This is a genomic window from Monashia sp. HAY1-11D (assembly GCF_056868035.1).
In genome coordinates this window covers 954,121-978,436 of sequence record NZ_CP200320.1, presented here as the reverse complement: position 1 = coordinate 978,436, position 24,316 = coordinate 954,121, and the positions used below count along the sequence as shown (strand labels likewise).

26 protein-coding genes are annotated in these 24,316 nt (G+C 69.2%); 11 read left to right on the top strand and 15 right to left on the bottom strand.

What is annotated here, in order from left to right:
• Positions 1-279: 279 nt before the first annotated feature.
• From AC1VM9_RS04515 to AC1VM9_RS04505, 3 genes are read left to right on the top strand one after another with little or no spacing between them, the layout of a single operon-like run.
• Positions 280-600 carry a divalent metal cation transporter gene (locus AC1VM9_RS04515; protein WP_481343724.1) on the top strand — a complete coding sequence of 107 codons (321 nt, stop codon included), beginning with the start codon at positions 280-282 and terminating at the stop codon, positions 598-600.
• Positions 601-631: 31 nt separating this feature from the next.
• Positions 632-1,717, top strand: a complete 1,086-nt coding sequence (locus tag AC1VM9_RS04510; protein WP_481343723.1) for a homoserine dehydrogenase — start codon at positions 632-634, stop codon at positions 1,715-1,717.
• Positions 1,710-3,149, top strand: a complete 1,440-nt coding sequence (locus tag AC1VM9_RS04505; RefSeq protein WP_483121436.1) for an aldehyde dehydrogenase family protein — start codon at positions 1,710-1,712, stop codon at positions 3,147-3,149. The genes AC1VM9_RS04510 and AC1VM9_RS04505 overlap by 8 nt, the downstream gene beginning before the upstream one ends.
• Positions 3,150-3,226: 77 nt before the next feature.
• Here AC1VM9_RS04505 and AC1VM9_RS04500 read toward each other — a convergent pair whose 3' ends face one another.
• Positions 3,227-4,699: an ABC transporter substrate-binding protein gene (locus AC1VM9_RS04500; RefSeq protein ID WP_483121434.1), complete on the bottom strand. Its 1,473-nt coding sequence runs from the start codon at positions 4,697-4,699 to the stop codon at positions 3,227-3,229.
• A 574-nt stretch (positions 4,700-5,273) separates the two neighbouring features.
• The gene (locus AC1VM9_RS04495) at positions 5,274-5,774 is read right to left on the bottom strand and encodes an Lrp/AsnC family transcriptional regulator (RefSeq protein WP_481343868.1); all 501 of its coding nucleotides are present in this window, start codon (positions 5,772-5,774) and stop codon (positions 5,274-5,276) included.
• 375 nt (positions 5,775-6,149) lie between these two features.
• Between AC1VM9_RS04495 and AC1VM9_RS04490 the strand changes: the two genes are divergently transcribed.
• Both AC1VM9_RS04490 and AC1VM9_RS04485 read left to right on the top strand, forming a co-directional pair.
• Positions 6,150-6,386, top strand: a complete 237-nt coding sequence (locus tag AC1VM9_RS04490; protein WP_483121432.1) for a hypothetical protein — start codon at positions 6,150-6,152, stop codon at positions 6,384-6,386.
• Positions 6,387-6,478: 92 nt separating this feature from the next.
• Positions 6,479-7,213 carry an SDR family NAD(P)-dependent oxidoreductase gene (locus AC1VM9_RS04485; RefSeq protein ID WP_483121430.1) on the top strand — a complete coding sequence of 245 codons (735 nt, stop codon included), beginning with the start codon at positions 6,479-6,481 and terminating at the stop codon, positions 7,211-7,213.
• Between the two features lie 158 nt (positions 7,214-7,371).
• Here the strand turns inward: AC1VM9_RS04485 and AC1VM9_RS04480 are convergent, their stop codons facing one another.
• The 6 genes from AC1VM9_RS04480 to AC1VM9_RS04455 form a co-directional block, all read right to left on the bottom strand.
• Positions 7,372-7,725, bottom strand: coding sequence for a cupin domain-containing protein (locus tag AC1VM9_RS04480; RefSeq protein ID WP_483121428.1), 354 nt, complete (start codon positions 7,723-7,725; stop codon positions 7,372-7,374).
• A gap of 46 nt (positions 7,726-7,771) precedes the next feature.
• A complete protein-coding gene (locus AC1VM9_RS04475; RefSeq protein ID WP_483121427.1) occupies positions 7,772-9,214 on the bottom strand; it encodes an NAD(P)/FAD-dependent oxidoreductase in 1,443 nt (480 codons plus the stop codon).
• A gap of 109 nt (positions 9,215-9,323) precedes the next feature.
• Positions 9,324-10,088, bottom strand: a complete 765-nt coding sequence (locus AC1VM9_RS04470) for an amino acid ABC transporter ATP-binding protein (protein WP_481343903.1) — start codon at positions 10,086-10,088, stop codon at positions 9,324-9,326.
• Positions 10,085-11,002, bottom strand: coding sequence for an amino acid ABC transporter permease (locus tag AC1VM9_RS04465; protein ID WP_481346996.1), 918 nt, complete (start codon positions 11,000-11,002; stop codon positions 10,085-10,087). Before AC1VM9_RS04465 ends, AC1VM9_RS04470 begins: the two co-directional genes overlap by 4 nt.
• Before the next feature lie 80 nt (positions 11,003-11,082).
• A complete protein-coding gene (locus AC1VM9_RS04460) occupies positions 11,083-11,901 on the bottom strand; it encodes an ABC transporter substrate-binding protein (protein WP_483121424.1) in 819 nt (272 codons plus the stop codon).
• 175 nt (positions 11,902-12,076) lie between these two features.
• Positions 12,077-12,322: a hypothetical protein gene (locus tag AC1VM9_RS04455; protein WP_481343351.1), complete on the bottom strand. Its 246-nt coding sequence runs from the start codon at positions 12,320-12,322 to the stop codon at positions 12,077-12,079.
• Positions 12,323-12,581: 259 nt separating this feature from the next.
• Between AC1VM9_RS04455 and AC1VM9_RS04450 the strand changes: the two genes are divergently transcribed.
• From AC1VM9_RS04450 to AC1VM9_RS04435, 4 genes are all read left to right on the top strand, one after another.
• Complete coding sequence (locus tag AC1VM9_RS04450; RefSeq protein WP_483121422.1) at positions 12,582-13,118, top strand: Lrp/AsnC family transcriptional regulator; 537 nt, start codon at positions 12,582-12,584, stop codon at positions 13,116-13,118.
• Positions 13,119-13,191: 73 nt separating this feature from the next.
• Positions 13,192-13,950, top strand: coding sequence for a (Fe-S)-binding protein (locus tag AC1VM9_RS04445; RefSeq protein WP_483121421.1), 759 nt, complete (start codon positions 13,192-13,194; stop codon positions 13,948-13,950).
• On the top strand, positions 13,947-15,452 hold the full coding sequence (locus AC1VM9_RS04440; RefSeq protein ID WP_483121419.1) for a lactate utilization protein B: 1,506 nt from the start codon (positions 13,947-13,949) through the stop codon (positions 15,450-15,452). The genes AC1VM9_RS04445 and AC1VM9_RS04440 overlap by 4 nt, the downstream gene beginning before the upstream one ends.
• A 182-nt stretch (positions 15,453-15,634) precedes the next feature.
• The gene (locus AC1VM9_RS04435; protein ID WP_483121417.1) at positions 15,635-16,123 is read left to right on the top strand and encodes a LutC/YkgG family protein; all 489 of its coding nucleotides are present in this window, start codon (positions 15,635-15,637) and stop codon (positions 16,121-16,123) included.
• Positions 16,124-16,226: 103 nt separating this feature from the next.
• On the opposite strand, the gene AC1VM9_RS04430 is transcribed toward AC1VM9_RS04435, so the two are convergent.
• The 3 genes from AC1VM9_RS04430 to AC1VM9_RS04420 all read right to left on the bottom strand — a co-directional run bounded on the left by AC1VM9_RS04430 (position 16,227) and on the right by AC1VM9_RS04420 (position 18,082).
• Entirely contained in the window at positions 16,227-16,928 is a 702-nt protein-coding gene (locus AC1VM9_RS04430) for a GntR family transcriptional regulator (protein ID WP_481343346.1), read from the bottom strand.
• A gap of 73 nt (positions 16,929-17,001) precedes the next feature.
• A complete protein-coding gene (locus AC1VM9_RS04425) occupies positions 17,002-17,247 on the bottom strand; it encodes a cupin domain-containing protein (protein WP_483123970.1) in 246 nt (81 codons plus the stop codon).
• Positions 17,248-17,404: 157 nt separating this feature from the next.
• The gene (locus tag AC1VM9_RS04420; RefSeq protein WP_483121415.1) at positions 17,405-18,082 is read right to left on the bottom strand and encodes a haloacid dehalogenase type II; all 678 of its coding nucleotides are present in this window, start codon (positions 18,080-18,082) and stop codon (positions 17,405-17,407) included.
• Positions 18,083-18,337: 255 nt separating this feature from the next.
• Here AC1VM9_RS04420 and AC1VM9_RS04415 point away from each other — a divergent pair, with 255 nt between their 5' ends.
• Both AC1VM9_RS04415 and AC1VM9_RS04410 read left to right on the top strand, forming a co-directional pair.
• Positions 18,338-18,547: a dodecin gene (locus AC1VM9_RS04415; RefSeq protein ID WP_481343343.1), complete on the top strand. Its 210-nt coding sequence runs from the start codon at positions 18,338-18,340 to the stop codon at positions 18,545-18,547.
• A 391-nt stretch (positions 18,548-18,938) separates the two neighbouring features.
• Positions 18,939-19,427, top strand: a complete 489-nt coding sequence (locus tag AC1VM9_RS04410; RefSeq protein WP_481346254.1) for a hypothetical protein — start codon at positions 18,939-18,941, stop codon at positions 19,425-19,427.
• Positions 19,428-19,811: 384 nt separating this feature from the next.
• Here AC1VM9_RS04410 and AC1VM9_RS04405 read toward each other — a convergent pair whose 3' ends face one another.
• The 4 genes from AC1VM9_RS04405 to AC1VM9_RS04390 all read right to left on the bottom strand — a co-directional run bounded on the left by AC1VM9_RS04405 (position 19,812) and on the right by AC1VM9_RS04390 (position 24,176).
• Positions 19,812-20,732, bottom strand: coding sequence for a carbohydrate ABC transporter permease (locus tag AC1VM9_RS04405; protein WP_481343341.1), 921 nt, complete (start codon positions 20,730-20,732; stop codon positions 19,812-19,814).
• Positions 20,729-21,598, bottom strand: a complete 870-nt coding sequence (locus AC1VM9_RS04400) for a carbohydrate ABC transporter permease (RefSeq protein ID WP_483121412.1) — start codon at positions 21,596-21,598, stop codon at positions 20,729-20,731. The genes AC1VM9_RS04405 and AC1VM9_RS04400 overlap by 4 nt, the downstream gene beginning before the upstream one ends.
• Positions 21,599-21,658: 60 nt before the next feature.
• On the bottom strand, positions 21,659-22,981 hold the full coding sequence (locus tag AC1VM9_RS04395; protein ID WP_483121410.1) for an ABC transporter substrate-binding protein: 1,323 nt from the start codon (positions 22,979-22,981) through the stop codon (positions 21,659-21,661).
• A 187-nt stretch (positions 22,982-23,168) separates the two neighbouring features.
• Entirely contained in the window at positions 23,169-24,176 is a 1,008-nt protein-coding gene (locus AC1VM9_RS04390) for a LacI family DNA-binding transcriptional regulator (protein ID WP_481346257.1), read from the bottom strand.
• Positions 24,177-24,316 lie beyond the last annotated feature (140 nt).

Below are 24,316 nucleotides of genomic sequence, written 5' to 3'. Positions count from 1 at the left end.
ACGTCCACTCGGCAGCCTCGCAAGCGCGGGACGAGGCCACGCTGGGGCGGCGGGCCGTCAGACAGTGCACTCCGTCGTCGTCGCCATGACCATCGCCGGCGCGGCCGACATCGGCCTCGTCGTCTTCTCGGCCGCGCTGCCCTCCGAGGCCGGCTCGAGCATGGAGGCGGCATACGCGGCCCTGGGGACCAACGCCGGCCAGATGGCTGCGACGATCCTCGCCCTTCCGGCCGCGGGTCTGCATCAACCCTGGTCGGCGTCCAGACAGGCGACGTCGTCATGCAGGGCTTCGGCCGCCGACCGATCACGCCCCTGCATCGCCGCCTGCTCGGGGTCATCCCGGCTCTCATCCTCGGCGCGGGTGTCGAACCGACCGATGCGCTCGTCTGGAGCCAGATCGTGCTCTCCTTCGCCCTCCCGGGAACGCTCGCGCCGTTGCTGCTCCTCACGTGCGACCGCCAGGTCATGGTGACCGCGCCGGGCGGCTGGGGGACTGACGGATCGTGCCCCCGACGTGCCATCCGGCATGCCCTTTGGCCGTTGCGACATGGGGCCACTGACGCGTCGGGCGTCGAGGATCTCAGCGGAGAGCCACCGTGAACGGTGCGCCCCGGTGCCAAGGAGTGAACACATGGACCGATACGACCTCTGTCTCATCGGGTTCGGCGGCGTCAACCGCGCGCTCGCCGAGCTCATCGTCGAGCGCGGCGACGACCTGGCGGCCCGGCTCGGGTTCTCGCTGCGCGTCGTGGCCATCACGGACCTGCGAGCCGGCTCCCTCGTCGACCTGGCCGGTATCGACCTCGTGCCGGTGCTGTCCGCCGAGCCTCGTGCCTTGAGCTTCGCGGCTTTCGAGGGCGGGAGTGCGGATCCGCGCAACGAGTGGGTGATCCGGCAGGTCGCGGCGGACATCGTCGTCGAGGCGACCTACACGAACCCCACGGACGGTGAGCCCGCCGTCTCGTATGTGCGCTGGGCCCTCGAGTCGGGCAAGCACGTGTGCACCACCAACAAGGGGCCGGTCGCCCTCGCCGGTTCGGCACTCAAGGCGCTGGCAGCAGAACACGGTCTCGGCTTCGAGTTCGAGGGCTCCGTGCTCAGCGGCACCCCGGTGCTGCGCACCGCCCAGCGCCTGCTCCGCGGACTGGAGATCACCGGGGTCCAGGGCATCATGAACGGCACGTCAAACTACATCCTCGGCCGGCTCGAGGACAACGTCGATCTGCCGGACGCCATCGCGGAGGCCCAAGCGCTGGGCTACGCCGAAGCCGACCCCACCGCAGACATCGAGGGTCACGACGTCCAGCTCAAGGTCATGATCCTGGCCAACGAGGTGCTGGGCGCCCGGCTGCGCCGCGAGGACGTGCCGTGCGAGGGGATCTCGGCGATCACGGCGCACGAGGTGCGGGACGCCGCGTCGAAGGGGCTGCACTGGAAGCTGGTCGGTTCCGCCACCCGCCGGGACGATGGCAGCGTCGAGGCCCGTGTCGCCCCCCTCGCGCTACCGAGCCACCACCCGCTCGCCGGGGTCTGCGGCGCGTCGAACGCCGTCGCCTTCACCACCGACCTGCTCGGCACGGTCACGGTGTCCGGGCCGGGCGCGGGCCGGATCGAGACGGCCTATGCCCTGCTGTCGGACATCATCGCCATCCACCAGCGCCACGCCCATGACACGGCACCCACGCGTCCTGCTCTCGAGGAGACCTTCCATGCCTGACACCATCGCGCCGCCCCTCGCTGACCTCTGCACAGACACGGGCACCGACACGGTGCCCGTGCGCAACCCCTACACCGGCGACATCATCGCCTCCGTGCCAACCGTCCATGCCGGCGCCATCGACGGCATCCTGCAGCAGGCAAGGAGCGGCCGCCTCGCCGCGGCTTCGCTGTCCCGCGCCGCACGGGCCTCCATCCTTGAACGCACCTCCCGCCTGGTCGAGGATCGGGCGGAGTCGTTCGCCCGGCTGATCGTCGGCGAGGCCGGCAAGACCATCACCCAGGCCCGGAAGGAGGTCGCGCGCGCGGTCAACACCCTGTCCCTGTCCGCAGCCGAGGCCCGCCGCAACGCCGGGGAGGTGGTCCCCTTCGACGCGTACGAGGGCTCGGAGCGACGGCAGGGCTGGTTCACCCGTGAGCCGCTCGGCATCATCGCGGCGGTCACCCCGTTCAACGACCCCTTGAACCTCGTGGCCCACAAGCTGGGACCGGCGATTGCCGGCGGCAACGCCGTCATCCTCAAGCCGTCCGCCCTGACGCCGCTGTCCGCCGTGCGGTTGGTCGACACCCTGGTCGAGGCCGGCCTGCCCGAGGACGTCGTCACCGTGGTCAACGGCGACGCGGAGGTCGCCGCCGCCGTCGTCTCGGCCCCGGACGTGCGCATGGTGTCCTTCACCGGGGGGTTCAGGACCGGCGAGGCGATCTCTCGCAGTGCCGGGCTGAAGAAGCTGGCCATGGACCTCGGGGGTAACGCCCCGGTCATCGTCATGGCGGACGCCGATCTCGACGAGGCCGTCGCGTCGTGTGTCTCCGGCGCGTTCTGGGCCGCGGGCCAGAACTGCATCGGGACCCAGCGGATCCTCATCGCCCGCGACCTCTACGAGCGGTTCCGCGACGCCTTCGTCGCCCGCACCACGCTACTGCGCATCGGCAACCCGCTGGACGACCTCACCGACGTTGGCCCGATGATCACGCCGGAGGCCGCACTCGCCACCCGGGCGAAGGTCGCGGCGGCGCTGGACCAGGGGGCAACACTCTTGTGCGGCAACGACGTCGACGGCTCGTTGTACACGCCGGCCGTGCTGGAAGGCGTGGCGGCCGACAGCTCGATCTGGCAGGACGAAGCGTTCGCGCCCGTGGTGGTGCTGCAGCCGTTCGAGTCCTTCGAGGACGCGATCGCACAGGCCAATTCGATCGACTACAGCCTCCACGCGGGCATCTTCACCTCCAGCCTGGACCGCGCGTTGGCGGCGGCACGACTGCTGGAAGCCGGTGGCGTCATGATCAACGACTCGTCCGACTACCGGTTCGACGCGATGCCGTTCGGTGGGTTCAAGTACGGCAGCATGGGCCGCGAAGGCGTCCGCTTCGCCTTCGAGGAGATGACCCAGCCGAAGGTCGTGTGCATCAACCGGCTCGGCAACGGGTCCTGACGGTCTTCGGCCAGGTCCCCGGGGTGAGGGCAGACCGTGAACATCGGTCTGTCTGCCCTCACCCCGGCATGCCGACCTCAGCCGAGGCTGAGGTCGGCTGTCAGGACGTAGTAGTCGAGCGGGTGGGGCTTGAAGCCCTTGACGTTGGCCCGCAGGCCCCAGGTGGCTTGCTCGTGCAGGAGGAAGACGCTGGCGGCCTGGGCCTGCAGCCGGGCGGCGATCGCGGCGTACTTCTGGTTGCGGGCGTCCGGGTTCGCGGTCGCGACCGCGTCCTTGATCATCTGGTCGGTCTGCTTGTCGCAGTAGTGGGCCAGGTTGTAGCTGCCGTCGCAGGTCCAGTCCGAGACCAGGTACCCGCCCGGGTCGGCGACGTCGACCAGGTAACCGCGGGAGAACAGCGTGGCCTGGAAGCTGCCATCGAGCCAGCCCGGCTCCATGGCGGCGGACTCGCCGGTCTTGACCTTGACCTTGATCCCGAGCTTGGCCAGCTGTGCCTGGATGACGGCGGCGTCGTCGGGCAGCTCCGGCCGGTCGATGTAGGCCTGCAGCTCGAAGGACAGCGACGTGGGGTCGACGCCGGCCTGCTGCAGCAGCGAGCGCGCCTGGTCCAGGTTGGTCCCGGTCGGTTGCGCGTTCGCCGGTGCCCAGTGGGTGTCGGGCGAGAACGGCCCGACCGCGGGCTGGCCGGTGCCCTCGTAGACGCCGTCGATGATCGCCTTGGTGTCGACGGCCTTCTGGATCGCCTGGCGCACCAGCGGGTTGTTGAACGGTGCCTTGGCGTTGTTCAGCAGCATGACGGTGGTGCGCGGCAGCGCCGTGGTGGTGGTGCGCACCTGGTCATCGCCCTTCACGGTGGCCAGGCTCACCGCCGGGATGCCGCGCACGATCTGGGCCTCACCGGTCTGCAGCTGCGTGGCACGCGTGGCGCCCTCGGAGATGAAGCGGACCTCGGCCGAGGCGAGCTTCGGCTTGCCGCCCCAGTAGTTCTGGTTGGCCTCCAGCGACAGCGACTGTGCCGGCACCTCGTTGGTCACGGTGAACGGACCGGTGCAGGTGCCCTTGATGTCGATCTGGGACCCGGTGTAGGCCTGCGGTGCCAGGATGCCCGAGTTCGGGCTGGCGAACCGCAGCGGAACCATCGGGTCCGGGGCGGGGGTCGTGACCTTCACGGTCGAGGTGTCCACCGCCGTCACGGCCGAGATGGTCTTCGGGTTGAGCGCCCGGGCCGGGACCTTGGCCTTGAGCACGTGCTCGATCGCGCCCACGACCGCCTGGGCGTCCAACGGGCTGCCGTTCTGGAACTTCACGCCGTCACGCAACGTGAACTGCCAGTTCGTCGGGTCGACCTGGGTCCACTTGGTGGCCAGCATCGGCTCGAGGCTGGTGCCGTCGTAGCCGTACTTGACCAGCGTCTCCAGACACCCCGCGCGGACGAGCGCGTGGGCGTCGTCGGTCTCGGTCGCCCAGTTCGCCTTCGGCGGGATCTGCTCGTCGTAGACGACACGGTCTCCCCCGCGATTCGCACCCTGGCCGTCTGGCGTGCCACCCATGCCACATGCCGTGGCGGTCAATCCGACAAGTGCAAGGCCACATGCCCAGCGAAGTCGTCTCATGTCTCGGGTTCCTTCTGCTATGCCGGAGGACCCGGCGCAAATGGTTGTGTCGCGGCACTCCTTGGGCACGATCACGCCGACTGAGAGCACCCTTCCCCAGTGACGTCAGGCTAGGAGCGTGCTCTTGCCGGGTCCACAGGTCAGACGGGGGTTCAGACGATCTGATATCACCGCGCGATGTGCCCCGGCGATCGGTCACGTTGTGACCGTTGCCATCGCAGGACCGTCCGACAGGGCATCCGCGCGGGGGGTCATCTCGTGGGACGTCGATGTGGAGAGGGCCCGGGACCTGGTGCGGCAGGAAGTGGTGCACCTCCTGGGGGCTGGCCGCTCATGCGGCCGGCTGGAGCGCTCCGAACCCGGCGCCCGATCACTTCTCGCTGTCAAGCGGTCGGCGAGCGGGTCGAAACCGAGGCCACGTTCCCAGGGCCAGGAGTGCAAACATCGTCAGACTCACCAAGCACATCAGCCTGCCCCGAGCGTGGCAGCCCAGCCACAACCGGGCGGGCCCTCACTTGGGCGGCAGCACGAGCGAGCGCTCGGGAACCTGGTTCAGCACCAAGAGCGTGCGCGTGCCGGCGATGCCGGGGATGCGCGGCCGCAACTCTTCGGTGATGAAGCGCTGCAGGTGTTCGGCGTCGCGCAGCCTCACGAGCAGCAGGATGTCGAACTCCCCGGCGACGTCTGCAGCGAACTCGACCTCGGGCATCTCCTCGAGCAGCGGTGCGAGTTCCGACCACGGCTTCCAGACGTCCGTCGTCGATCGGAGCAGGATCACAGCGGTGACGGTGAGGCCAACGCTCTTCGGGTTCACCGTCACGGTAAAGGAGTTGATGACGCCCTCCTCCCGCAGTCGAGCCAGACGAGCGTAAGCGGTGGCTCGAGAGACGCCGGCGGCCGTGCTCAGCTCACCGATCGGTGCACGCGCGTCTTCCTTGAGCGCACGCAGCAAGGCGAGGTCGATGCCGTCGATCGGCTGATGCGCTGATCCGGTGTTCTGACGCTGTGCCATGGTCCACCTCATACCGAGTCGTGCGCGAGTCTCGGGCCGAGCCAGCGCCCGAACGGCAGAAGCAAGGCTATACCTCCGTGGACGATCAGCGCCATCGAAGGGCTCGGAGCATCCAAATGCCTCCGTATGACGACCGTCGATCATACGAATACCTCGATCTGCTGCCGTGGTCTGGACTCGTCTTCGGGGTGGCCGTAGCGTCGACCGGTCAGACGTCGCAGTTGACAAGGAGATCTGGGAAAGATGATTCCCGCACCGCCATCGGCATAGCCGGCCTGTCCCTGAACAGCCCGGTCGAGGTCCAGATGGTCTGTACGGCGGCCTGGGACCGGCAGACAGAAGCGCGCCCACCTCGTTGCGTGGCTGAAGGACCGGGTGCGTGGATTCCAGCCCAGCCGTTCCCGCTGTCTCAAGGAGAGAACGTGCAACGAGTACCACGGGTTCGTCGCGGTGCCCGGTGGCGAGCCGCGTCCGAGCGTCGGCCAGGTGGTGCCCGTGGTGCCCAACCACGTCTGCCCGGAAGTGGCCAGCTTCGAGGAGCTCCTCGTGACCAACACCGACGGGACGATGCTGGAGCGGTGGCCGGTGGCCGCCCGAGGGCTTCTCAGCTGAGGTCCACGCAGCCTGTCCAACCCCGAAGAACTCACCCCCAAACCGTGAGAACTCAACCCCTCCCAACCCCAGAACCTCCAGGAGAAGCCGAGATGAGACTCGACAAGGTGACTGCGCTGGTCACCGGTGCCAGCAGCGGGATCGGCGAGGCGGTGAGCTCCCGCTTCCGTCGCGAGGGTGCGCGGCTGCTGCTGACGGGCCGCCGCGAGCAGCTGGCCAGCGCCCAGCCCGATGACGTGTACGTCCCGGGGGACCTCAACGACGAGGCGTTCGTCGCCGGTCTCGCGGCGCGGGCCGGGGAGTCCTTCGGTTCGGTCGACGTGGTGGTCCTCAACCACGGCCTGCAGGCCAGCAGCCCGCTGATGGAGATGGCGTACGCCGACGCGAAGAACGTGCTCCACAGCAACCTGCTCAGCGCGTTCCTCGTCATGAAGCACTTCGCGCCGCTGATGCCCGCCGCCGGGGGCTCGATCGTGTGTGTCAGCTCGCGGCTCGGGGTGGTCGGCATGCCGGACCAGGTGCTGTACTCCGCCGCCAAGGGCGGCCTGATCATGCTCGCCAAGGGGGCGGCGATCGAGTGGGCCCCGCGCAACATCCGGGTCAACGTCGTCGCCCCCGGCCTGACCTCCACGCCGGTCATCGAAGCAGCGATCCAGCGCCGGCCCGACCCCGAGGCGTACCGCCGCGAGCGCGCGTCCCAGATGCCGCTCCAGCGCCTCGCCACCCCTGAGGAGGTGGCCGACGCCATCCTGTTCCTCGCGTCGTCGGAGTCGTCCTACATCACCGGGGCCGTGCTCCCCGTCGACGGCGGGTACACGGCCTTCTAGGCCTTTCGACTGATTCCCGTCCTGCGGGTCGCAGACCATCGACCCATGGAGAAGCGGTGAGCGCTGATGCGCTCACCGCTTCCTGGGTTACGCGGACCGCCATGCCTCCACCCGGGGAGGCGACGTCTCGGTGTCGCCCGTGCCGGGTGGGACGCCACTCAGTCGAAGCCGTGGCAGGCGAACTTCCGAATGGTCTCGGTCACGTCCCAGCGGCCCGTCCAGTGCTTGGGCTGCACGATCACGTCGCCGCCGGTGATCTCGAAGCGGTTGCCGGTCGCGTGGTCGGTGATGGTCGCGCGGCCGCTGAGGATGTAGCACACCTCGGTGTCCACGCGAGGCGTCACCTCCCAGCCTCCGGGCTGGCACTCCCAGACGCCGGTCTTGGCGACGGGATCGGTGTCGAACGACAGCTTGAACGTCTGGGGGTCACCGGAGTCGTAGCCGGGGCGGTGACCGTTGGGCTCGAGGTCGCCGAGGATCGTGGCGGCGGGTACGTGCAGGTACGGCAGCATTGAGGTTCTCCTTTGGTGTGTCTTGGGAAGGTCGGCTGGGCGTCAGTCAGCTCGGTGGCAGGAACGGCTTGACCAGCCATGCCCGCTTCGCCGGCTTGCCGGTCCGCTCCTCGTAGGCGTCGGACGACGCGAGCGTCCTGGTGATGGCCCTCGAGGCGACGAACCGCAGCGGCTCGGGTTCCCAGTTGCGGGTGTGGTGCCCGACCCACGGCAGCGAGGTCAGGTCGGTGTTGTGGCCCAGGATCAGGTCGCGCATCGTCCGGCCGGAGATGTTGGCGGCCGTGACGCCGTGACCGCCGAACGCACCGACGAATCCCATTCCCGTGGTGCGGTCGAACGTCGTCCGCATGCACCAGTCGCGCGGGACCGCCAGGGGCCCGCCCCAGTGGTGGGTGATGCGAGCCTGCGCCGCCGCCGGGAACGCCTCGCGCAGGGTCTCGGTGAGCCTCTGGAAGACCCCGGCGTCGCGCTCGTTCTCGGGGGAGATGGGGTTGGTCAGTCGGTACGGCGCCCCTCGGCCGCCCAGGGCGATCCGGCCGTCGACCGTGCGCTGGGCGTAGTAGTAGAGGTGCCTCACGTCGCCGATACCCATGCCGTCCCGCCAGCCGAGCTCGTCCCACGTCTCCTGCGGGAGCGGTTCGGTGGCGATCATCAGGGAGTAGAGGGGCAGGAAGCCGCGTCGCTGTCCGCGCTCGCGGATCGTGTAGGACTCCGTGGCCCGAACCACGACATCGGCCCGCACTCGACCGTTCCGGCACTGGACCACCTTGGGGCCCAAGCGTTCCGCTGCACTCTGCTCGTAGATCGTCACCCCGAGGCGCTCGCAGGCATCGGCCAGTCCGCGGGCGAGCCGGGCGGGGTCGACTCGAGCGCAGTGCGGCGTGAAGGTTCCCGCGAGAACGCCCTCAGCGCCCCGGACGAGGTCGGCGCACTCCTCGGCCGTGAGCAGCCTGATGTCCTCGGGACCCAGCCCGAAACGGTGCTTGGCATCGACCCTTTGGTGGAGACGCTGTACTTGCGGCTCCGTGGTCGCCAGCGTGAGCGCACCCGACTTCGTGTAGCCGCAGTCGATGCCTTCGGCCGCCACGACGCGGCCGATCTCGTCAACCCCGTGCTGGACCTCGCGCTCGGCCCGCAGGACGCTGTCCCAGCCGCCGGTGCGGGCGTAGCGTGCGCCGCTGCCGGCGATCCCGGCGGACACGAAGCCGCCGTTGCGACCGGCAGCGCCGAACCCCGCGATCTCGGCCTCGACGACCGTGACCCGCAGGGACGGGTCGGCCGCCTTGAGGTAGTAGGCCGTCCACAGCCCGCCGAAGCCGGCGCCGACGATCGCGACGTCGCACGTGTGGTCACCGGAGAGCTGCTCCCTCGGCATCAGGTCCCCGACGACGCCTTCGAGCCACAGGCTCCGCGACCACGGGTTGTCGTGTGCCGGTGGGAGTGCTGCCACCGCATCCGGCCCGTTCATGGGGTATGTCGTGAACTTCATGACGATCGTCTCTCCGAATCGTGAATGATGCTGGACGGTGGGCGCGGGATGGTGGCTGCCCGGCCACGACCGCGGGAACTGATGGGCCCGGCGTCCCGTCCTCGACGTGTCAGATGACGCATTCGAGAAACTCCTGGGTGCGGCGTTCCTGCGGATTGCTGAGAACCTCTCTGGCATCGCCACGCTCGACGATGACGCCGCCGTCCATGAAGACCAGGTTCTGGGCCACCTCCCGGGCGAAGCCCATCTCGTGAGTCACGACGACCATGGTCATCCCCGCACTGGCGACGTCCCTCATGACGTCGAGCACCTCGCCGACCTTCTCCGGGTCCAGGGCGCTCGTCGGCTCGTCGAAGAGCAGGATGCTGGGCTGCATGGCCAGGGCCCTGGCGATCGCGACACGCTGCTGCTGTCCACCCGACATCTGCGCCGGGTACTGCTTCTCGCACTGGCTCAGGCCGACCCTCGCCAACAAGGTGCGCGCCTGCTCCCGGGCGACGTCGCGTGAGACCTTCTTGACGACCACCGGTCCGGACATGACGTTGTCGAGCGCCGTCATGTTGGGGAACAGGTTGAACTGCTGGAAGACCATGCCGACCCGGGTGCGTTGCTTCGCCAGCCGGCGGGGCCCCACGGCGTGGAAGGCGTGGGGGTGCTCGACGTAGCCGAGGTCCTCGCCGTTCACCTTCAGGACGCCTCGGTCGACGGTCTCCAGGCCGTTGAGACAGCGCAGCAGCGTGGACTTGCCCGACCCGCTGGGTCCGATGATGCAGGAGATCTCACCCGCCGCGACCTCGAAGTCGATGCTGCGGAGGACGGGATTGTCGCCGAAGCTCTTGTGCAGCTTTCGGGCGAGGATGGTTCCTTCACTCACAGCAACGACTCCTTCTGGACGAGTTCGACGGTCCGCGGACCGCCACTCCCACTGACGGTGCGACTCGACTTCACCGTGCGGGAGGGTCGGGAGAACCGGCGCTCGATCATCGACTGCGGCACGCTCAGGGCCAGGGTCATGATCAGGTACCAGATGCTGGCGACGATGAGCAGCGGGATCGTCTCGTAGGTCCGGGCATAGATCGCCTGGGCGCTCTGCAGCAGGTCGGCCACCCCAAGGACGCTCACCAGGGACGTCTCCTTGAGCATCCCGATGAACTGGTTGCCGATGGGAGGGATGATGGACGGCAGCGTCTGCGGGAGGATCACCGTCCTGAGCTTGTCGAACCCGTGCATGCCGAGAGACTCGGCCGCCTCGAGCTGGCCACGTCCCACCGCGGCGAAACCGCCCCGGATGATCTCCGCCATGTAGGCGGCCTGGTTCAGCGTCAGTCCGATGAGGGCTGCCGTCAGGGGGCTGAGCAGCTCGTTGACGTCGACCGGCATCGAGATGTCCGTGAACGGGACCCCGATCGACAGACGCGGATACAGCGCTGCGATGTTGAACCAGAAGACGAGCTGCACCAGCACCGGCGTCCCGCGGAAGAACGTGATGTAGAGCCGCGCCAGACCGGAGACCGGTAGCTGGGACGACGAGCGCATCAGGGCGAGAACCAGTCCCAGGACGATTCCCAGCACCATGCTCACCATGGTCAGCAGCAACGTGATCCAGATGCCGTGGATGATGGACTCGGCCGTGAAGTACTTCAGGACGACCGGCCAGCGGTAGTTCTCGTTCGCGACGAGCGTGTAGACCAGAGCCGCGATCGTTCCGGCTGCGAGCACCCAGAGGACGTAGTCGACCGGGCGCTTGAGCCGAACGCGGGGCTTGTCCTCGGGAGGGAGTTCCGCCATGGTTCAGTTCCTTTCCGGGTGGCTGGGCGGTGGCGACGGAGGTTGCCACCGCCCAGCCGCGCTGTTGCCCTGACGAGGCGTCAGCCCTGGGGGGTCGCGATGGAGGCCTTGTCGATGCCAAGGGAGGGGAATCCCCAACGGTTGAGCGCCTCTTTGTACTTGGGGCTGTCGATGATCGACTGGATCGCCGCCTGGACGGCCGGCGTCAAGGGGGAGCCCTTGGCGAGGGCGACGGCGTTGTCCGCCGTGGCGACCTGGGGCTTGAGCACCTGGAAGGTGTTCGGCTGCTGCGCGTCGGCCCAGTTCAGCGATGTCGTGTCGTAGAAGACACCGTCGATCCGATGAGAGGCGACCTGGGTCAGCGCGTCCTGCACGCTCGGCAGCGAGACGGGCTTGATCGCAGGCTTGCCCTTGGACTCGCAGGTCTTCTGGGAAAGGGTCGGGAGGCGCTTCAGCTCCTGCACCGAGCCCGACTGCACGCCGATGCTCATGCCACAGAGCGTGTCGTTCGTGAGGTTCTTCGGGTTGCCATGGGCGACGGCGATCGACGAACCGTTCTTGAAGTAGAAGACCATGTCGAGGACCTTCAGGCGGTCCTCGTTGGCCGACATCCCTGACACCGTGAGGTTGTACCGACCGCCGTCGAGCCCGGGGATGATCGTGTCGAACTTGACGTTCTTGATCTCGAGCTGCAGACCCAGCTTCTTGGCGATGAGCCGGGCGATGTCGACGTTGAACCCGATCGGTGTCGTGTTGTCGCTCGCGATGAAGTTGGTCGGCGGAGCCTCGAGGTCCATGGCCACAACCAGCTTGCCCGAGGTGCGGACGTCCGGCGGGACCAGCTTGGCGGCAGCGGTGTCGGTCGGGACCCCGTTCGAGATGTCGTCGGTGTGTTCCACCGGGGCGGACGCGGCCGGCTTCGTGGCGTTCGCCGCTTCGCTACATGCGGTGAGGGGCAGGGCAGCGGCGATGGCAGCGAGCGCAAGGCCAGCCCGGAAACGTGTGTGCATCAATGATTCTCCTGCTGAGGCGTGTGTGGCAGCGGAGGGCGAGGGTTGCGTAGCGTGAGCCGGGTCAGCTCACCCCGATGGGGTGGCCGCGGCTCGACCCCGTCTCCTTCCAGACGTCCGCGGTGCTCGACGGCATCCGCTGGAAGGTCTGACCTGACAACGCTAGGGCCGCTGCTGAAGGCACGTCCAGATCGACGGTGCAAAGCCGGGCGATCATGTGATAGGCCAGCGCATATGCAGCCGTTTGCCCGGCGAGGACGCCCTTTCGGCCACTTTTTGTCCAGCAGTAACCGATGACCTGCAAGGGCACGTTGGTGCGCTCCTCCCGGCGCTTTGACCGCAGGTGGAACTCGCGGAGGCCCCCGCCGGCGCACATCCGCGTCGGACCATTCGGCGCTCTGAGGCCGCTCGGCCTCGCTCGTTCGTCTGGCGGACTCGTCGGCCAGGAGCAATCTGTCTTGTCGTGCTGTGGCGGTCTGGACGGCCGCCCCCGCAACTCCCTAGCCTTCGCACGGTGTCGCAGCAGCCGGGCCAGTGGTCGTGGACCGCGTGCGTGAAGGGCCCGGAGCGTGGCGCAGGCACACGACACACCGGTGCGGCCGGAGGCCCTCTGCCTGACCGCGAACTCGGCCCCGGAGGAGGCGGTCACCGTGGACGCCATTGACCAGAAGATCATTGCCGAGCTGACCCGCAACGCCCGGGTCTCCTACGCCGAGCTCGCCAGCCAGGTGCTGCTGTCGCGCAACGCCGTACGCCAGCGCATCGAGCGACTCGAACGGCAAGGTCACATCGCCGGCTACACCATCGTCCGGGCCGGCGACGGAACGGGCGATGCCGTCTCGGCGGTCGTACTCGTCTACCGCCAGGACCGCCTGCGAGGTGGAGACGTCCTGGCTGCGCTCAAGCGCATCCCCGAGGTCGTCATCTGCGAGATCCTCAGCGGCGACTTCGACATCATGGTGCGCGTGGAGGCGGGCTCCCTCGAACGGGTACGCGGCGTCTGGGAGGACATCGCCAGGATGCCAGGCGTCCGGGACACGGTCACGGCGCTCACCTTGTCGAGCGTGGTCGACCGCCGGAGAGCACCCCGGCCTCCCGCGGGATGATGACAGCTCACGGCCGCACCGACAATCTCGTGCCTCGGCCCCTCCGCAGGCCCGACGGCCGTAGCGTGCTGTTGTGAGAGTCGCGCTGTTCGCCACGTGCTTCAACGACACGATGTGGCCCTCGACGCCGGCGGCGGTGGTGACGCTGCTCGAGCGCCTCGGGTGCCGGGTCGAGTTCCCGACGGCCCAGACGTGCTGCGGCCAGATGTTCACCAACACCGGGTACGCCGCTGAGTCGGTGCCGCTCGTCCGTTCCTTCGTCGAGGTGTTCGGTGGTTTCGATGCGGTCGTTGTGCCGTCGGGGTCGTGCACCGGGTCCGTGCGCGAGCAGCACGCCGGACTGGCGCGGCGGGCAGGTGACGTGGCGCTCGAACGGGCGGTCGCTTCGCTGACGCCGCGGGTGCACGAGCTGTCGGAGTTCCTCGTCGACGTGCTCGGCGTCGTCGACGTCGGCGCGTACTTCCCCCACCGCGTGACGTATCACCCGACGTGCCACTCGCTGCGGATGATCCGGGTCGGCGACCGGCCGCTGCGGTTGTTGCGGGCCGTACGGGGGATCGACCTGGTCGAGCTGCCGAGGGCGGAGGAGTGCTGCGGTTTCGGCGGGACCTTCGCCATGAAGAACCCGGACGTGTCGGTCGCCATGGGTTCCGACAAGGCCCGGCACGTGCGCGAGACCGGTGCCGAGGTGCTCGTCGCCGGCGACAACTCGTGCCTCGCCCACGTCGGCGGCCTGTTGTCCCGGCAGCGGGCGGGGGTGCGCACGCTCCACCTGGCCGAGGTGCTTGCCTCGACCGAGGACGCGCCGTTCGCGCCGGAGGGGGTCCGATGAGCCGCACCTTCGTCGGCATGCCGGCCTTCCCGGAGGCCGCGCGGGCAGCCGTGGCCGACACGCAGCTGCGACGCAACCTCGGTCACGCGACGGCGACGATCCGGACCAAGCGGGCCGCCGTCGTCGGGGAGGTCGAGGACTGGGAGGCCTTGCGGGTCAAGGGCGCTGCGGCCAAGGACCGTGTTCTCGCCCACCTCGACACGTACCTGCTCGAGCTCGAGGCGCGGCTCACGGAGGCGGGTGCCACGGTGCACTGGGCCCGCGACGCCGCTGAGGCCAACGCCATCGTCGTGGCCATCGCGAAGGACCGGACCTTGGGCGACGAGACCCCCGAGGTGGTCAAGGTCAAGTCGATGGCCACGCAGGAGATCGGCCTCAACGAGGCCCTCGAGGCGGCCGGCGTCCACGCCTGGGAGACCGACCTCGCCGAGCTCATCGTCCAGCTCGGCGACGACCTGCCGAGCCACATCCTCGTCCCGGCCATCCATCGCAACCGCGCCGAGGTGCGTGAGATCTTCCGCCGCGAGATGGCCCGGGTCGGGCGTCCCGCGCCTCACGACCTCACCGACGAGCCCGCCCGGCTGGCCGAGGCAGCGCGGCTCCATCTGCGCGAGAAGTTCCTGCGCGCCAAGGTCGCCGTCTCAGGGGCCAACTTCGCTGTCGCAGAGACCGGCACGCTCGTCGTCGTCGAGTCCGAGGGCAACGGCCGCATGTGCCTGACCCTGCCCGACACCCTCATCAGCGTCGTCGGCATCGAGAAGCTCGTCCCCACCTGGGACGACCTGGCGGTCTTCCTCGAGCTGTTGCCGCGCTCGTCCACGGGTGAGCGGATGAACCCGTACACCTCGATGTGGACCGGCGTCACGAGCACGGACGGGCGACCCGACGGACCCCAGGACGTGCATGTCGTGCTCGTCGACAACGGCCGCACCAACGTGCTCGCGGACGTCGTGGGCCGGCAGGCGCTCAGGTGCATCCGCTGCTCGGCCTGCCTCAACGTCTGCCCGGTCTACGAGCGCGTCGGCGGGCACGCGTACGGCTCGGTCTACCCCGGCCCGATCGGCGCAGTCCTCGGTCCCCAGCTCCGCGGCCGGCAGGGTGCCCTCGAGCAGTCGCTGCCCTACGCCTCGACGCTGTGCGGCGCGTGCTTCGACGCCTGCCCCGTCCGCATCGAGATCCCGGAGCTCCTCGTGCACCTGCGCACGAAGGTCGTCGACGACCACCGAGGTGGCGTGCCGACTCCGGAGGCTGCGGCCATGAAGGCGGGCGCCTTCACGTTCGCCACGGCGACGCGCCTGGAGAAGGCGCAGCGTGCGGCGACGACAGCGGGCCGGCTGCTCGGCCGACGCGTCCGCCTCACGCGGCTGCCGTGGCCGCTCTCGGCGTGGAGCGAGGCCCGCGACGCACCGGTGCCGCCGACCGAGACTTTCCGGCAGTGGTGGGCACGCACTCGCGACGGTGAGCTGGGCGAGAGCGACACGACGCGAGAGGAGGAGCGATGACACGGCAGAGCGGTCTCCCGGACACCAGTGCGGCCCGGGCCGAGATCCTCGAGCGAGTGCGAACGGCTTTGTCCACCAGAGGAACCCACCATCCCAGGACGGACTCGCCGGACAGCCGTCCCCCAGGCGCGTCTGCTGCTGCGGCGGCCGCTCCGACTCTGATCGAGCTGTTCGTCGAGCGCGTGGAGGACTACCGGGCGACGGTCGTCAGGTGCCCGGCCACGGGGGTGGCGGCGGCGCTCGCGGAGGTGCTCAGGGAGTCACTCGGGAAGGCGTTCTCCGTCGTCATCCCCGAAGGCTTCGGCACCGAACTGCCCGGGCACGTGCTGCGCGAGCGCGACGTCGCGGACGTGCACGACGTCGAGGGAGTCGACGCGGTGGTCACGACGGCGGCGGTCGCCGTCGCCGAGACCGGGACGATCGTGCTCGACCACGGCCCGGGGCAGGGTCGACGCGGCCTGAGCCTCCTGCCTGACCTGCACGTGTGCCTCGTCCGCGCGGACCAGGTCGTGCGCACCGTCCCCGAGGCGGTCGCTGCCCTGCGCCCCAGCGTCGAGGCGGGCAGGCCCCTGACCTGGGTCAGCGGCCCCAGCGCAACCAGCGACATCGAGCTCGACCGCGTCGAGGGGGTGCACGGCCCGCGGACGCTGTGCGTGGTCCTCGTCGAGTAGCCGACGGACGTCGAGGGGGCCGACCGCTCCTGGAGTGTTCGGCGGCGTCCGGGCCGGCCCGTCCCGGCGCCGAGGCGCGACTCGAAGGCGCGTCAGGGCGCGGTCAGAAGCCGGCGCCCCGGTGCTCGAGCATGCCCGGAGGGGGTGGGTTTCCTGGCTCGCGCGTGCCGGCGAGCGCTGACGGGAAGTGGTCCGCCAGCGCCCGCCGGAACGCGTCCGTGCCGCCCTGCAGAGCGACCTCGGCGAGCCTCTCGTGCTCGTCCGCGATGGCGTGCAGGTCGCTGTAGGAGCGATGGTCCACCGAGAAGTACAGGCGCAGCTTGGTCTCCCAACCGTGCCAGAGGCTGCGGAGGACGCCGTGGCCCGACAGGTCGTAGAACAGACTGTGGAACTGGAGGTGGGCGTCGATGCTGGCCGGGACGTCGTCGTCAGCCGCCGCCCGACGCAGGTCCTCGATCGTCCGGGTGAACCTGGGCCGCTCGGGACCGCGCAGCGCGTCCAGGGCCAGCTCCCCGGCATACGGCTCGACCAGCAACCGGACCGACGCGATCTCCGCCACCTCGTGGGCGCTCACCTCCACCACGAACGCGCCACGGAAGGGGAACTTCACGACCAGGCCCTCCTCCTCGAGCTTGGTCAGTGCCTCTCGAAGAGGCGACCGGCTGACCCCGAGGTCCGCGGCGATGTCCCTCTCGCGCAGCTGTCCGCCGGGTGGCACGCGCCCCTCCAGGATGGCGGCGCGGAGCATCCGGTAGATCCCCTCCGGGGTCGTCCTGCGTTCCAGCCCGCCGAGCTTGAGGTCCATGTGGCCACCTTTCTGGTCGTTTGTCGACCATATCAATGCCGGGACTGCCATGGCCCCAGCTGTCGAACCACCCTCAGTCGAACCCGTGGCAGTACACCTTGCGAATGGTCTCGACGACGTCCCAGCGGCCGGACCATCCCTTGGGCTGCACGATGACGTCGCCCGCCGAGATCTCGTAGCTCGCGCCGGTGTCCCCCTCGGTGACGATCGCGCGCCCGCTCACGATGTAGCACACCTCGGTGTCCTCCCGGGTCGACTGCCAGCCGCCGGGCTGGCACTCCCAGACGCCCGTCTTGACCGCCGTGTCGAATGTGAGGATGGAGGTCCTGGGGTCGCCCGAGTCGAAGCCGGCTCGGTGTCCGTTGGGCTCGAGCTTCTCCCAGGATCGTGGCCGCGGATACGTGGACGTACGGATGCATGAGCTGTTCCTTCGGTCTGGTGTCGATGGTCGGGCGGTTAGCTGTTGGGTGCCCGCGTCAGGGGCGGGGCAGGCCGAAGAGGACGGGCAGGTCGGCGATGTCGGTGATCCGCTCGTAGCCGAGCCAGTGCTCGTCCTGCTCGAAGCCGCGGTCGACGTAGACCTTGTCCCGGATGCCCATGACGGCCGCGGTGCGCAGGTCGTACATCGGGCTGGCGGAGACGTGCACGAGCTCGGCGGGGGTGACGCCGAGCTTGTCGAACAGGTACTCGAACGCGGCCAGGCGCGGCTTGTAGGTGCCCATCTCCTCGGCGCTGATGACCAGCTCGAACGGGGCCTGCAGGTTCTCGGCCAGGCGCACGGCGTGCTGGGTGTCGCTGTTGGTGATGATGACCAGCGGCACCGCCTCGGCGACCCGGTTCAGTGCCGCGGTGACCCCGGGGTAGGGGCCCCAGGTCGGGACGATGTCGTAGACGGCCCGGGCGTCCTCCTCGCGGAAGGGCAGGCCGACCCAGCGCGAGGCGCGCTCCATGGAGCGGGCCACGATCTGGTGGAAGGGCTGGTAGGCGCCGGTGCACTCGTCGATCCGGTAGGCCTTGCAGATGCGCAGGTACTCGTCGGCGACCTCGGCCGGCAGCCGGTCGCCGAGGACCTGGCGCATCGCGTCGTTGATGGCGAACTTGATCAGCGTGCCGTTCATGTCGAACGTGACGAACGTCGGCGGTGCGAAAACCACGGGTCCTCCTGGTGTCAGGGTGAGCGGTCGCATCCGCTCTGGTCGATGGTCGACCATATGAGAGTCGCCGTTGACTGTCAACAGTTCCAGCGTTCGGTGGTGTGGTCAGGCCACCTCGCCCCGGCTCCGTCCCGCCCGTGTCTCGGCGTCAGCGCTGGCGTCGCGATCCCGGCCGGCCCATCCGCATGCCGCCCTGGGACTACCGTGGGGTGGCGGCTCGGAGAGCCCGGGCACCGTGCACTGGAGGCGAGAAGCATGGCCAATCACGTGTATGCCATCTCCGAGGTGGTCGGCACCTCTCCCGACGGCGTGGAGGCGGCGGTGGCGAACGCCGTGGCGAAAGCGAACACCACGCTGCGCAACCTCGACTGGTTCGAGGTCCAGGACGTGCGCGGTCAGCTCGCCGACGGGGCGATCGCCCACTGGCAGGTCACGGTGAAGCTCGGCTTCCGGATGGAGGACTGAGCGGACTCGTCGAGCAACCGCGGTGTCCTGCCGGCAGGACCGGCCCGCGTCGAGACGAGCCCGAGCTCCCGGCCGCGGCGGCCTGGATGTCTGGCGCCTGTCGGTCACCGCCGCACTCGCGGCCGGGCTAGCCGCGTGCGTCGGTCCGCCGGGCGGAGGAACGAGCCCGCCCGGCCCGGATCCGGGCCGGGTCACGACGGCAGCCACGAGGGTCGAGGGGACACCCGGGTCGCACGCCGTCGACCGGAGCTACCGGTTGGCTGAGGCGCCGCACGTCGTGGAGCGCGATGCGTACGCCTTCCGGACCCTGAACGCCCTCCGACCGGGAGCGACCTACCGGTTGCGAATGCCCGGCAACCTCTATCCGGCTGCCCCACACTCGCATCTGGCCGTGGAGCTCACGCTCTCCGGCGACACCTGGTGGCTCTTCGAGCAGGGGGTCGTGATCCAGGCGCCGTCCTACCTGCGGGAGGACGCCGGCATCCGCGTCATGGAGCTCGATGCGCTCCCGTACGGGCCGTGCCAGGCCCAGGCACGTCCCCCGGCCGAGGCCGGGCCGACGCCGGCCGACCTCGCCCGGGCCATCCTGTCGAGGTATCCCTTCACCGTCATCGAACCCGCTGCCCCCGTCGCGCGGTTCGGCGGGTCCGGTGTTCACCTGGTGGCGCGGCTCGATGACCCGCAGGCCGACCGGTGTGACAACGGCGGGGTGATGACGTACCGCCCCATGGCGGCCCAGCACGAGCTCGTCGAGCTGTGGATCGTGATGGTCCACGGCGAGCGCGTGGTGATCGAGCGATCGTGGTTCCAGGACACCACCCCTCGCGCCCTGGTCGACCAACAGCGCACCCTCGATTCGCTCCGCCTCCTGCCCGTCTGACACCGGCAGCGAACCACCGCGCCGGGGCGCGAGGCCGCGGGCCTGCCGCTCGAACGGCGACTCGGGCGTGCGCGGGGCCTCCGACCGGCCCGTCGGGTGGTGGACGTCCGCCGCGGGTGGTGACGAGCATCCGGTGAGGGCGGCCGCGGCAGCTACTCCACCGCCGAACAGCGCGCTGACGGCGGTACGGCGAGCGGGCAGGAACGCCTCGGGCCCATCGGGGACCCTGTCGCTGTCCGGACCCCGGGTTGGGGCGGAGGTGGCGTCATCGGCCGTCCCTGGTGCCGGTGTGCGCCCGGCCGACGCCCACCTGTCCGCGAGCACGGGGTGCCGCTCGTCCCGGAGCGAGCGGCAACCGCGCCGGGGACGCCAGGCCCGGGATGGTCAGCCCTTGACGGCGCCCACGGTCATGCCGGCGATGACCTGCTTCTGGAAGAGGGCATAGATGACGAGCTGGGGGAGCAGGACGAGAGTCGCGGCCGCCATCATCGCGCCGTAGTCGACGGTGTACTGGCCCTGGAACCGTGACACGGCCAGCGACACCGTGACCATGTCGGGGTCGTTGATGAGGATCGAGGCGAAGGGGAACTCGTTGAAGACGTACACGACGTTGAAGATGAGGATCGTCGCGATGACCGGCCGCATCAGGGGCAGGACCACCGTCCAGCACAGCCGCCACAGGCCGGCGCCGTCGATGATGGCGGCCTCCTCGAGCTCGGTGGGGAACTCACGCAGGAAGCCGGTCAGCAGCAAGGTGTTGAACGGCACCGACACCGCGACGTACGGCAGGATGAGCGCGGCGTAGGAGCCGAAGACGCCCAGGGTGAGGTCGAGGCGGTAGACGGGGAACAGCAGGATGTACACGGGCACCGCGAGCCCCGCCAGGATGTAGAAACGAAGGCTGGACTGGACTCGCTTGTGACGGAAGACCATCCGAGTCAGGGCGAAGGCTGCCATGAACGAGATCGCCGCGCCGACGGTCACGGAGACGGTCGCGATGAGCAACGTGTTGCCGTACATCCGCAGCAACGGTGTGGAGCTGAGGACCGCCAGGTAGTTGTCCAGCGTCAGCCCGGACAGGGAGAAGGGGTTGCCGAGGATGTTGCCGCTCGGCTGGAACGACAGCAGGACGATCCACAGCAACGGCAGGATGATGAGGAACGTGACGAGGTAGGCACCGGCGCCAGCGATCAGGGCCGCGGTGCGGCGCCGGCTGCGTCCGTCGCTGCCGGCCTCCGGCTGGGGGTCGGCCACGGTGGTCCTCCGGAGGTCGCGGGTGGGGCGCGGGCTGGTGGTGGTGCTCATGAGGACCTCCGCTCACGGGATGCCACGAGGTAGGCGACCGAGACGATGGCGCCGAGGGCCGTGATCAGCACGGCCAGCGCCATGCCCAGGCCGTACTTCTGGTTGGTGAAGGTGAGGAAGTACATGTAGCTGACGAGCGTCTCGGACCGGTGCACCGGACCACCACCTGTGAGCATGTAGACGAGCTCGAAGATCTTGAAGACGTTGGTGATCATCAGGATCGTGACGATGGCGAACGTCTCACGCATCATCGGCACCGTGACGTAGCGCAGCTGCTGCCAGCCGGTGGCTCCGTCGAGCTCGCTCGCCTCCATGACGTCCTCGGGCAGGACCTGCCGCCCGGCGTAGAAGATGGTCATCGCGAACCCGACGCTGCTCCAGATGAACACCAGGGCCACCGCGTACGGGGTCAGGGTGTCGCCGCCGATCCACTGCACGGGACCGACGCCGATGCGAGCGAGCAGACGGTTGAGCAGGCCGATCTTCGGGTCCAGGAGGAAGACCCAGATGAGGCCCACGAGGATGGGCGCGATGATGGCGGGCGCGAAGACGAGGGCCCGCAGGGCTCCGCCGGCGCGGACGCTGCGTCGCAGCAGCAGCGCCAGCCCGAACGAGCCGGGCACGAGCAGGACGATGCTCACGACGAGGATGATCAGCGTGTTCTGCAGGGCGCGCCAGAAGAACGGGTCGTCGAGGAGCGAGGAGTAGTTGCCCAGCCCGATGAAGGAGGGCTTTCCGAAGCCCTGGAACTTGGTGAGGCTGAAGACCAGGGAGTACCCGACGGGATAGGCGACGAAGACCGTGAAGAAGGCGAGCGCCGGCGCGAGCATCAGGGCGATCTTCCAGCGGGAGCTGATCCAGGTCACGAGAGGTGGCTTTCTGAAGGTGGGGTGTGGCCCCGGGCGCAAGCCGGGGCCACACCGGGCTCACTTGGACTTGATCGCCGTCTCGACGAGCTCGAGCGCCTGCTTGGGGGTCAGCTGGTTCTGGATCACGCCGTAGATGCTGTCGTACATCGCGTTCGCGACAGCGGTCGGCACGAGCAGGTCCGGCTGCGACTCCGGGCTGGTGACGCCCGGGGCGCTTGCAGCGTCGAGCGCAGCCTTCAAGGCGCTCTGGGACTTGGCGTCGACCTTGGGCTGGTACGTCGTCACCGGGGGCTGCCCGTTGTCGACGAGGAGCTGCTGGGCGGCGTCGCTGTAGTAGAAGGCGATGAACTTCTTGACGGCTGCGAGCTTCGCCTCGTCCTCGGAGACCTTGGCGCTGACGACGAGCGGCGCCGAGGCGACGTTCATGATGATGTTCTGGTCGCCGACCCCGTCGGAGAACTTCGGGCCGGCCCAGAAGCCGACGTTCGCGGCCACGGGCGACTTCTGGATCGCACTCGAGGCCCAGACGCCCGCGTCGAGCATGGCAGCCTTGCCGCTCGTGAACTGGTCGACGGCCTGCTGGTAGGTCTGGGTCGACACGTTGGACGCGAACGCGCCGGCGTCGCGCAGCTCGGCGATGTGCTGGTACAGCCGGAGGAAGTCCGGGTTGTCGTAGCTCTGGGTGCCCTTGAGGATGCCGTCGATCTTGTCGGCGTAGCCGAAGCGGCTGAGGTCGGTCAGGAAGCTCCAGACACTGAAGGCCGACTGGTTCGCACCGTTGGAGATCGTCGTGACGCCCTTGGCCTTGAGGGTCTTCGCTGCGGCGAGCAGGTCCTCGAACGACTCGGGCTGCTTGATGCCGTTGTCGGCCAGGATCTTCTTGTTCACCCACAGCCCGGTGAGCAGGCCCTGGTAGGGCACTCCGTAGACGGTCTGTCCGGCGGTGAAGTTCGTCAGCGTGCTCTTGGGGAACTTGTCCGAGAGGCCGAGCTCCTTGAGGACCGGGGCGAGGTCGAGCAGCTTCTCGCCCTGGACCATCTCCTCGGCGTTGGCCTTGTAGACCCAGAACACGTCGGGCAGCGTGTCGCTCTGGGCGGCGATCGACAGCTTCTGCAGGTGCTCGGCCACGGCTTCGCCGGTGACCTGCACGGTGACCGTGGGGTTGGCCTTCTCGAACGCCTGGACGATGGCCCAGGTGGCGGGGTCGGCCGTCTTGACGTCGGGGTTCTGCATCGACAGCGTGATCGTCGTCCTGCCGGACGCGTCGGCACCGCCGGAGTGGGATGAGCAGGCGCCCAGACCGGCTGAGAGGGTCGCGGCGGCCACGGCCGTGATGACCACGCGTCTGGTGGGCCCGATCCTGAGGGACGAGATGGACACTTTCATCTCCTTCGATGAGCGAGGCGGTTTCGGCCGCCTCAGGTGGGGTGCCACGGGTGCGCACCCGGGGTGACGGATCACGTGGAGCCGAGAATCGGCGAAACGTTTGCGCGAAACGTTTGTCCGACGGTAGAGCGGCTCCGCGAGGGTGTCAAGCGTCATGTCGTGGCGCTCGTCCGGAACGTGGTCAGGCCTGCGGTACCCAGGCCTCCGTCGACTCACGCCACTCGATGTGCTGGCGCAGCCGCACCGTCCGCGGGCTGGCCTCGGGCGTCCTGAGGCGTTCGACGAGCAGCTGCACGGCGGCGACACCCATGTCGAAGGCGGGTTGGCGCACCGTGGTGACCTGGGGGCGGAACAGGTCCGAGTTGTCGAAGCCGTCGAACGTGGCGAACGCGATGTCGTCCGGGACGCGCAGACCCTCCTCGGCGAGCGTCCGGAGTGCCAGCACGGCCAGCGGCGTGCTGCTCGCGATGACCGCCGTGGGGCGCTGGGACGTCAGGGCGGTCCGGAGGCCGGCTCGGACGCCGTCGTCTTCGGTGCCGGTGAGGATGTGCTGGTCCTGGATGGACTGCCGGGTCTCGAAGAGGGCGCTCGTGAACCCGTCGAGCCGCTCGTGGAGCGTCGGGACACGGGTGTCGCCGGCCACGATCGCCATGCGTGTGTGGCCGCGGTCGATGAGCCGCAGGCTCAGCTCCCGCATCGCGGCACGGTTGTCGGCGCCGACCTGGTCGAACGGGAGCATGGGGAAGATCCGGTCGAGCAGGATCGTCGGTGGCTTCTCGGTCTCGAGGGACTCGATCAGGCCCGGGTCCGACTCGGCGGCCCGGGCCAGGATGAGGCCGTCGACGCGCCGGTCGAGCAGCGTCTGCACGGCCTTCCGCTCCCGGTCCGCGTCCTCGGCGGAGTTCGCGAGGACGAGGGTCAGCCCGTGCTCGACCGCTGCGTGCTCGACGCCATGGGCCATCGCGGCGAAGGCCGGCTCGCCGGCGTCGGAGACGACCAGCCCGATGCTGTCGGTCTTGGCCCGTCGCAACGCCCGGGCCAGGGCGTCCTGGCGGTAGCCGGTCGCCTCGATCGCGGCGAGCACGCGCTGCCGCGTCTCCCCCTCGACGTGCCGTGTCCCGTTGAGGACGTGGGACACCGTCGACACGGACACGTTGGCGCGTCGCGCCACCTCCACCATCGTCGCCATGACTTCCCTCTCCAGTGCATCGTTTGCGCAAGTGTAGGGCCTACGGCCGGATCGGGGTATCTGGGCGTCTCACCTGCGCTTTCTCGGGCATCCTTGCGCTCCGAATCGAGCGGGACGTAGCATACGGCTACGCAAACGTT

Excerpts from the sequence above, each read along its gene's own strand:
- AC1VM9_RS04515 (WP_481343724.1), top strand. The coding sequence starts at position 280 with ATGCAGGGCTTCGGCCGCCGACCGATCACGCCCCTGCATCGCCGCCTG.
- AC1VM9_RS04510 (WP_481343723.1), top strand. The coding sequence starts at position 632 with ATGGACCGATACGACCTCTGTCTCATCGGGTTCGGCGGCGTCAACCGC.
- AC1VM9_RS04505 (WP_483121436.1), top strand. The coding sequence starts at position 1,710 with ATGCCTGACACCATCGCGCCGCCCCTCGCTGACCTCTGCACAGACACG.
- AC1VM9_RS04500 (WP_483121434.1), bottom strand. The coding sequence starts at position 4,699 with ATGGGTGGCACGCCAGACGGCCAGGGTGCGAATCGCGGGGGAGACCGT.
- AC1VM9_RS04495 (WP_481343868.1), bottom strand. The coding sequence starts at position 5,774 with ATGGCACAGCGTCAGAACACCGGATCAGCGCATCAGCCGATCGACGGC.
- AC1VM9_RS04485 (WP_483121430.1), top strand. The coding sequence starts at position 6,479 with ATGAGACTCGACAAGGTGACTGCGCTGGTCACCGGTGCCAGCAGCGGG.
- AC1VM9_RS04480 (WP_483121428.1), bottom strand. The coding sequence starts at position 7,725 with ATGCTGCCGTACCTGCACGTACCCGCCGCCACGATCCTCGGCGACCTC.
- AC1VM9_RS04475 (WP_483121427.1), bottom strand. The coding sequence starts at position 9,214 with ATGAAGTTCACGACATACCCCATGAACGGGCCGGATGCGGTGGCAGCA.
- AC1VM9_RS04465 (WP_481346996.1), bottom strand. The coding sequence starts at position 11,002 with ATGGCGGAACTCCCTCCCGAGGACAAGCCCCGCGTTCGGCTCAAGCGC.
- AC1VM9_RS04440 (WP_483121419.1), top strand. The coding sequence starts at position 13,947 with ATGAGCCGCACCTTCGTCGGCATGCCGGCCTTCCCGGAGGCCGCGCGG.
- AC1VM9_RS04430 (WP_481343346.1), bottom strand. The coding sequence starts at position 16,928 with ATGGACCTCAAGCTCGGCGGGCTGGAACGCAGGACGACCCCGGAGGGG.
- AC1VM9_RS04415 (WP_481343343.1), top strand. The coding sequence starts at position 18,338 with ATGGCCAATCACGTGTATGCCATCTCCGAGGTGGTCGGCACCTCTCCC.
- AC1VM9_RS04405 (WP_481343341.1), bottom strand. The coding sequence starts at position 20,732 with ATGAGCACCACCACCAGCCCGCGCCCCACCCGCGACCTCCGGAGGACC.
- AC1VM9_RS04390 (WP_481346257.1), bottom strand. The coding sequence starts at position 24,176 with ATGGCGACGATGGTGGAGGTGGCGCGACGCGCCAACGTGTCCGTGTCG.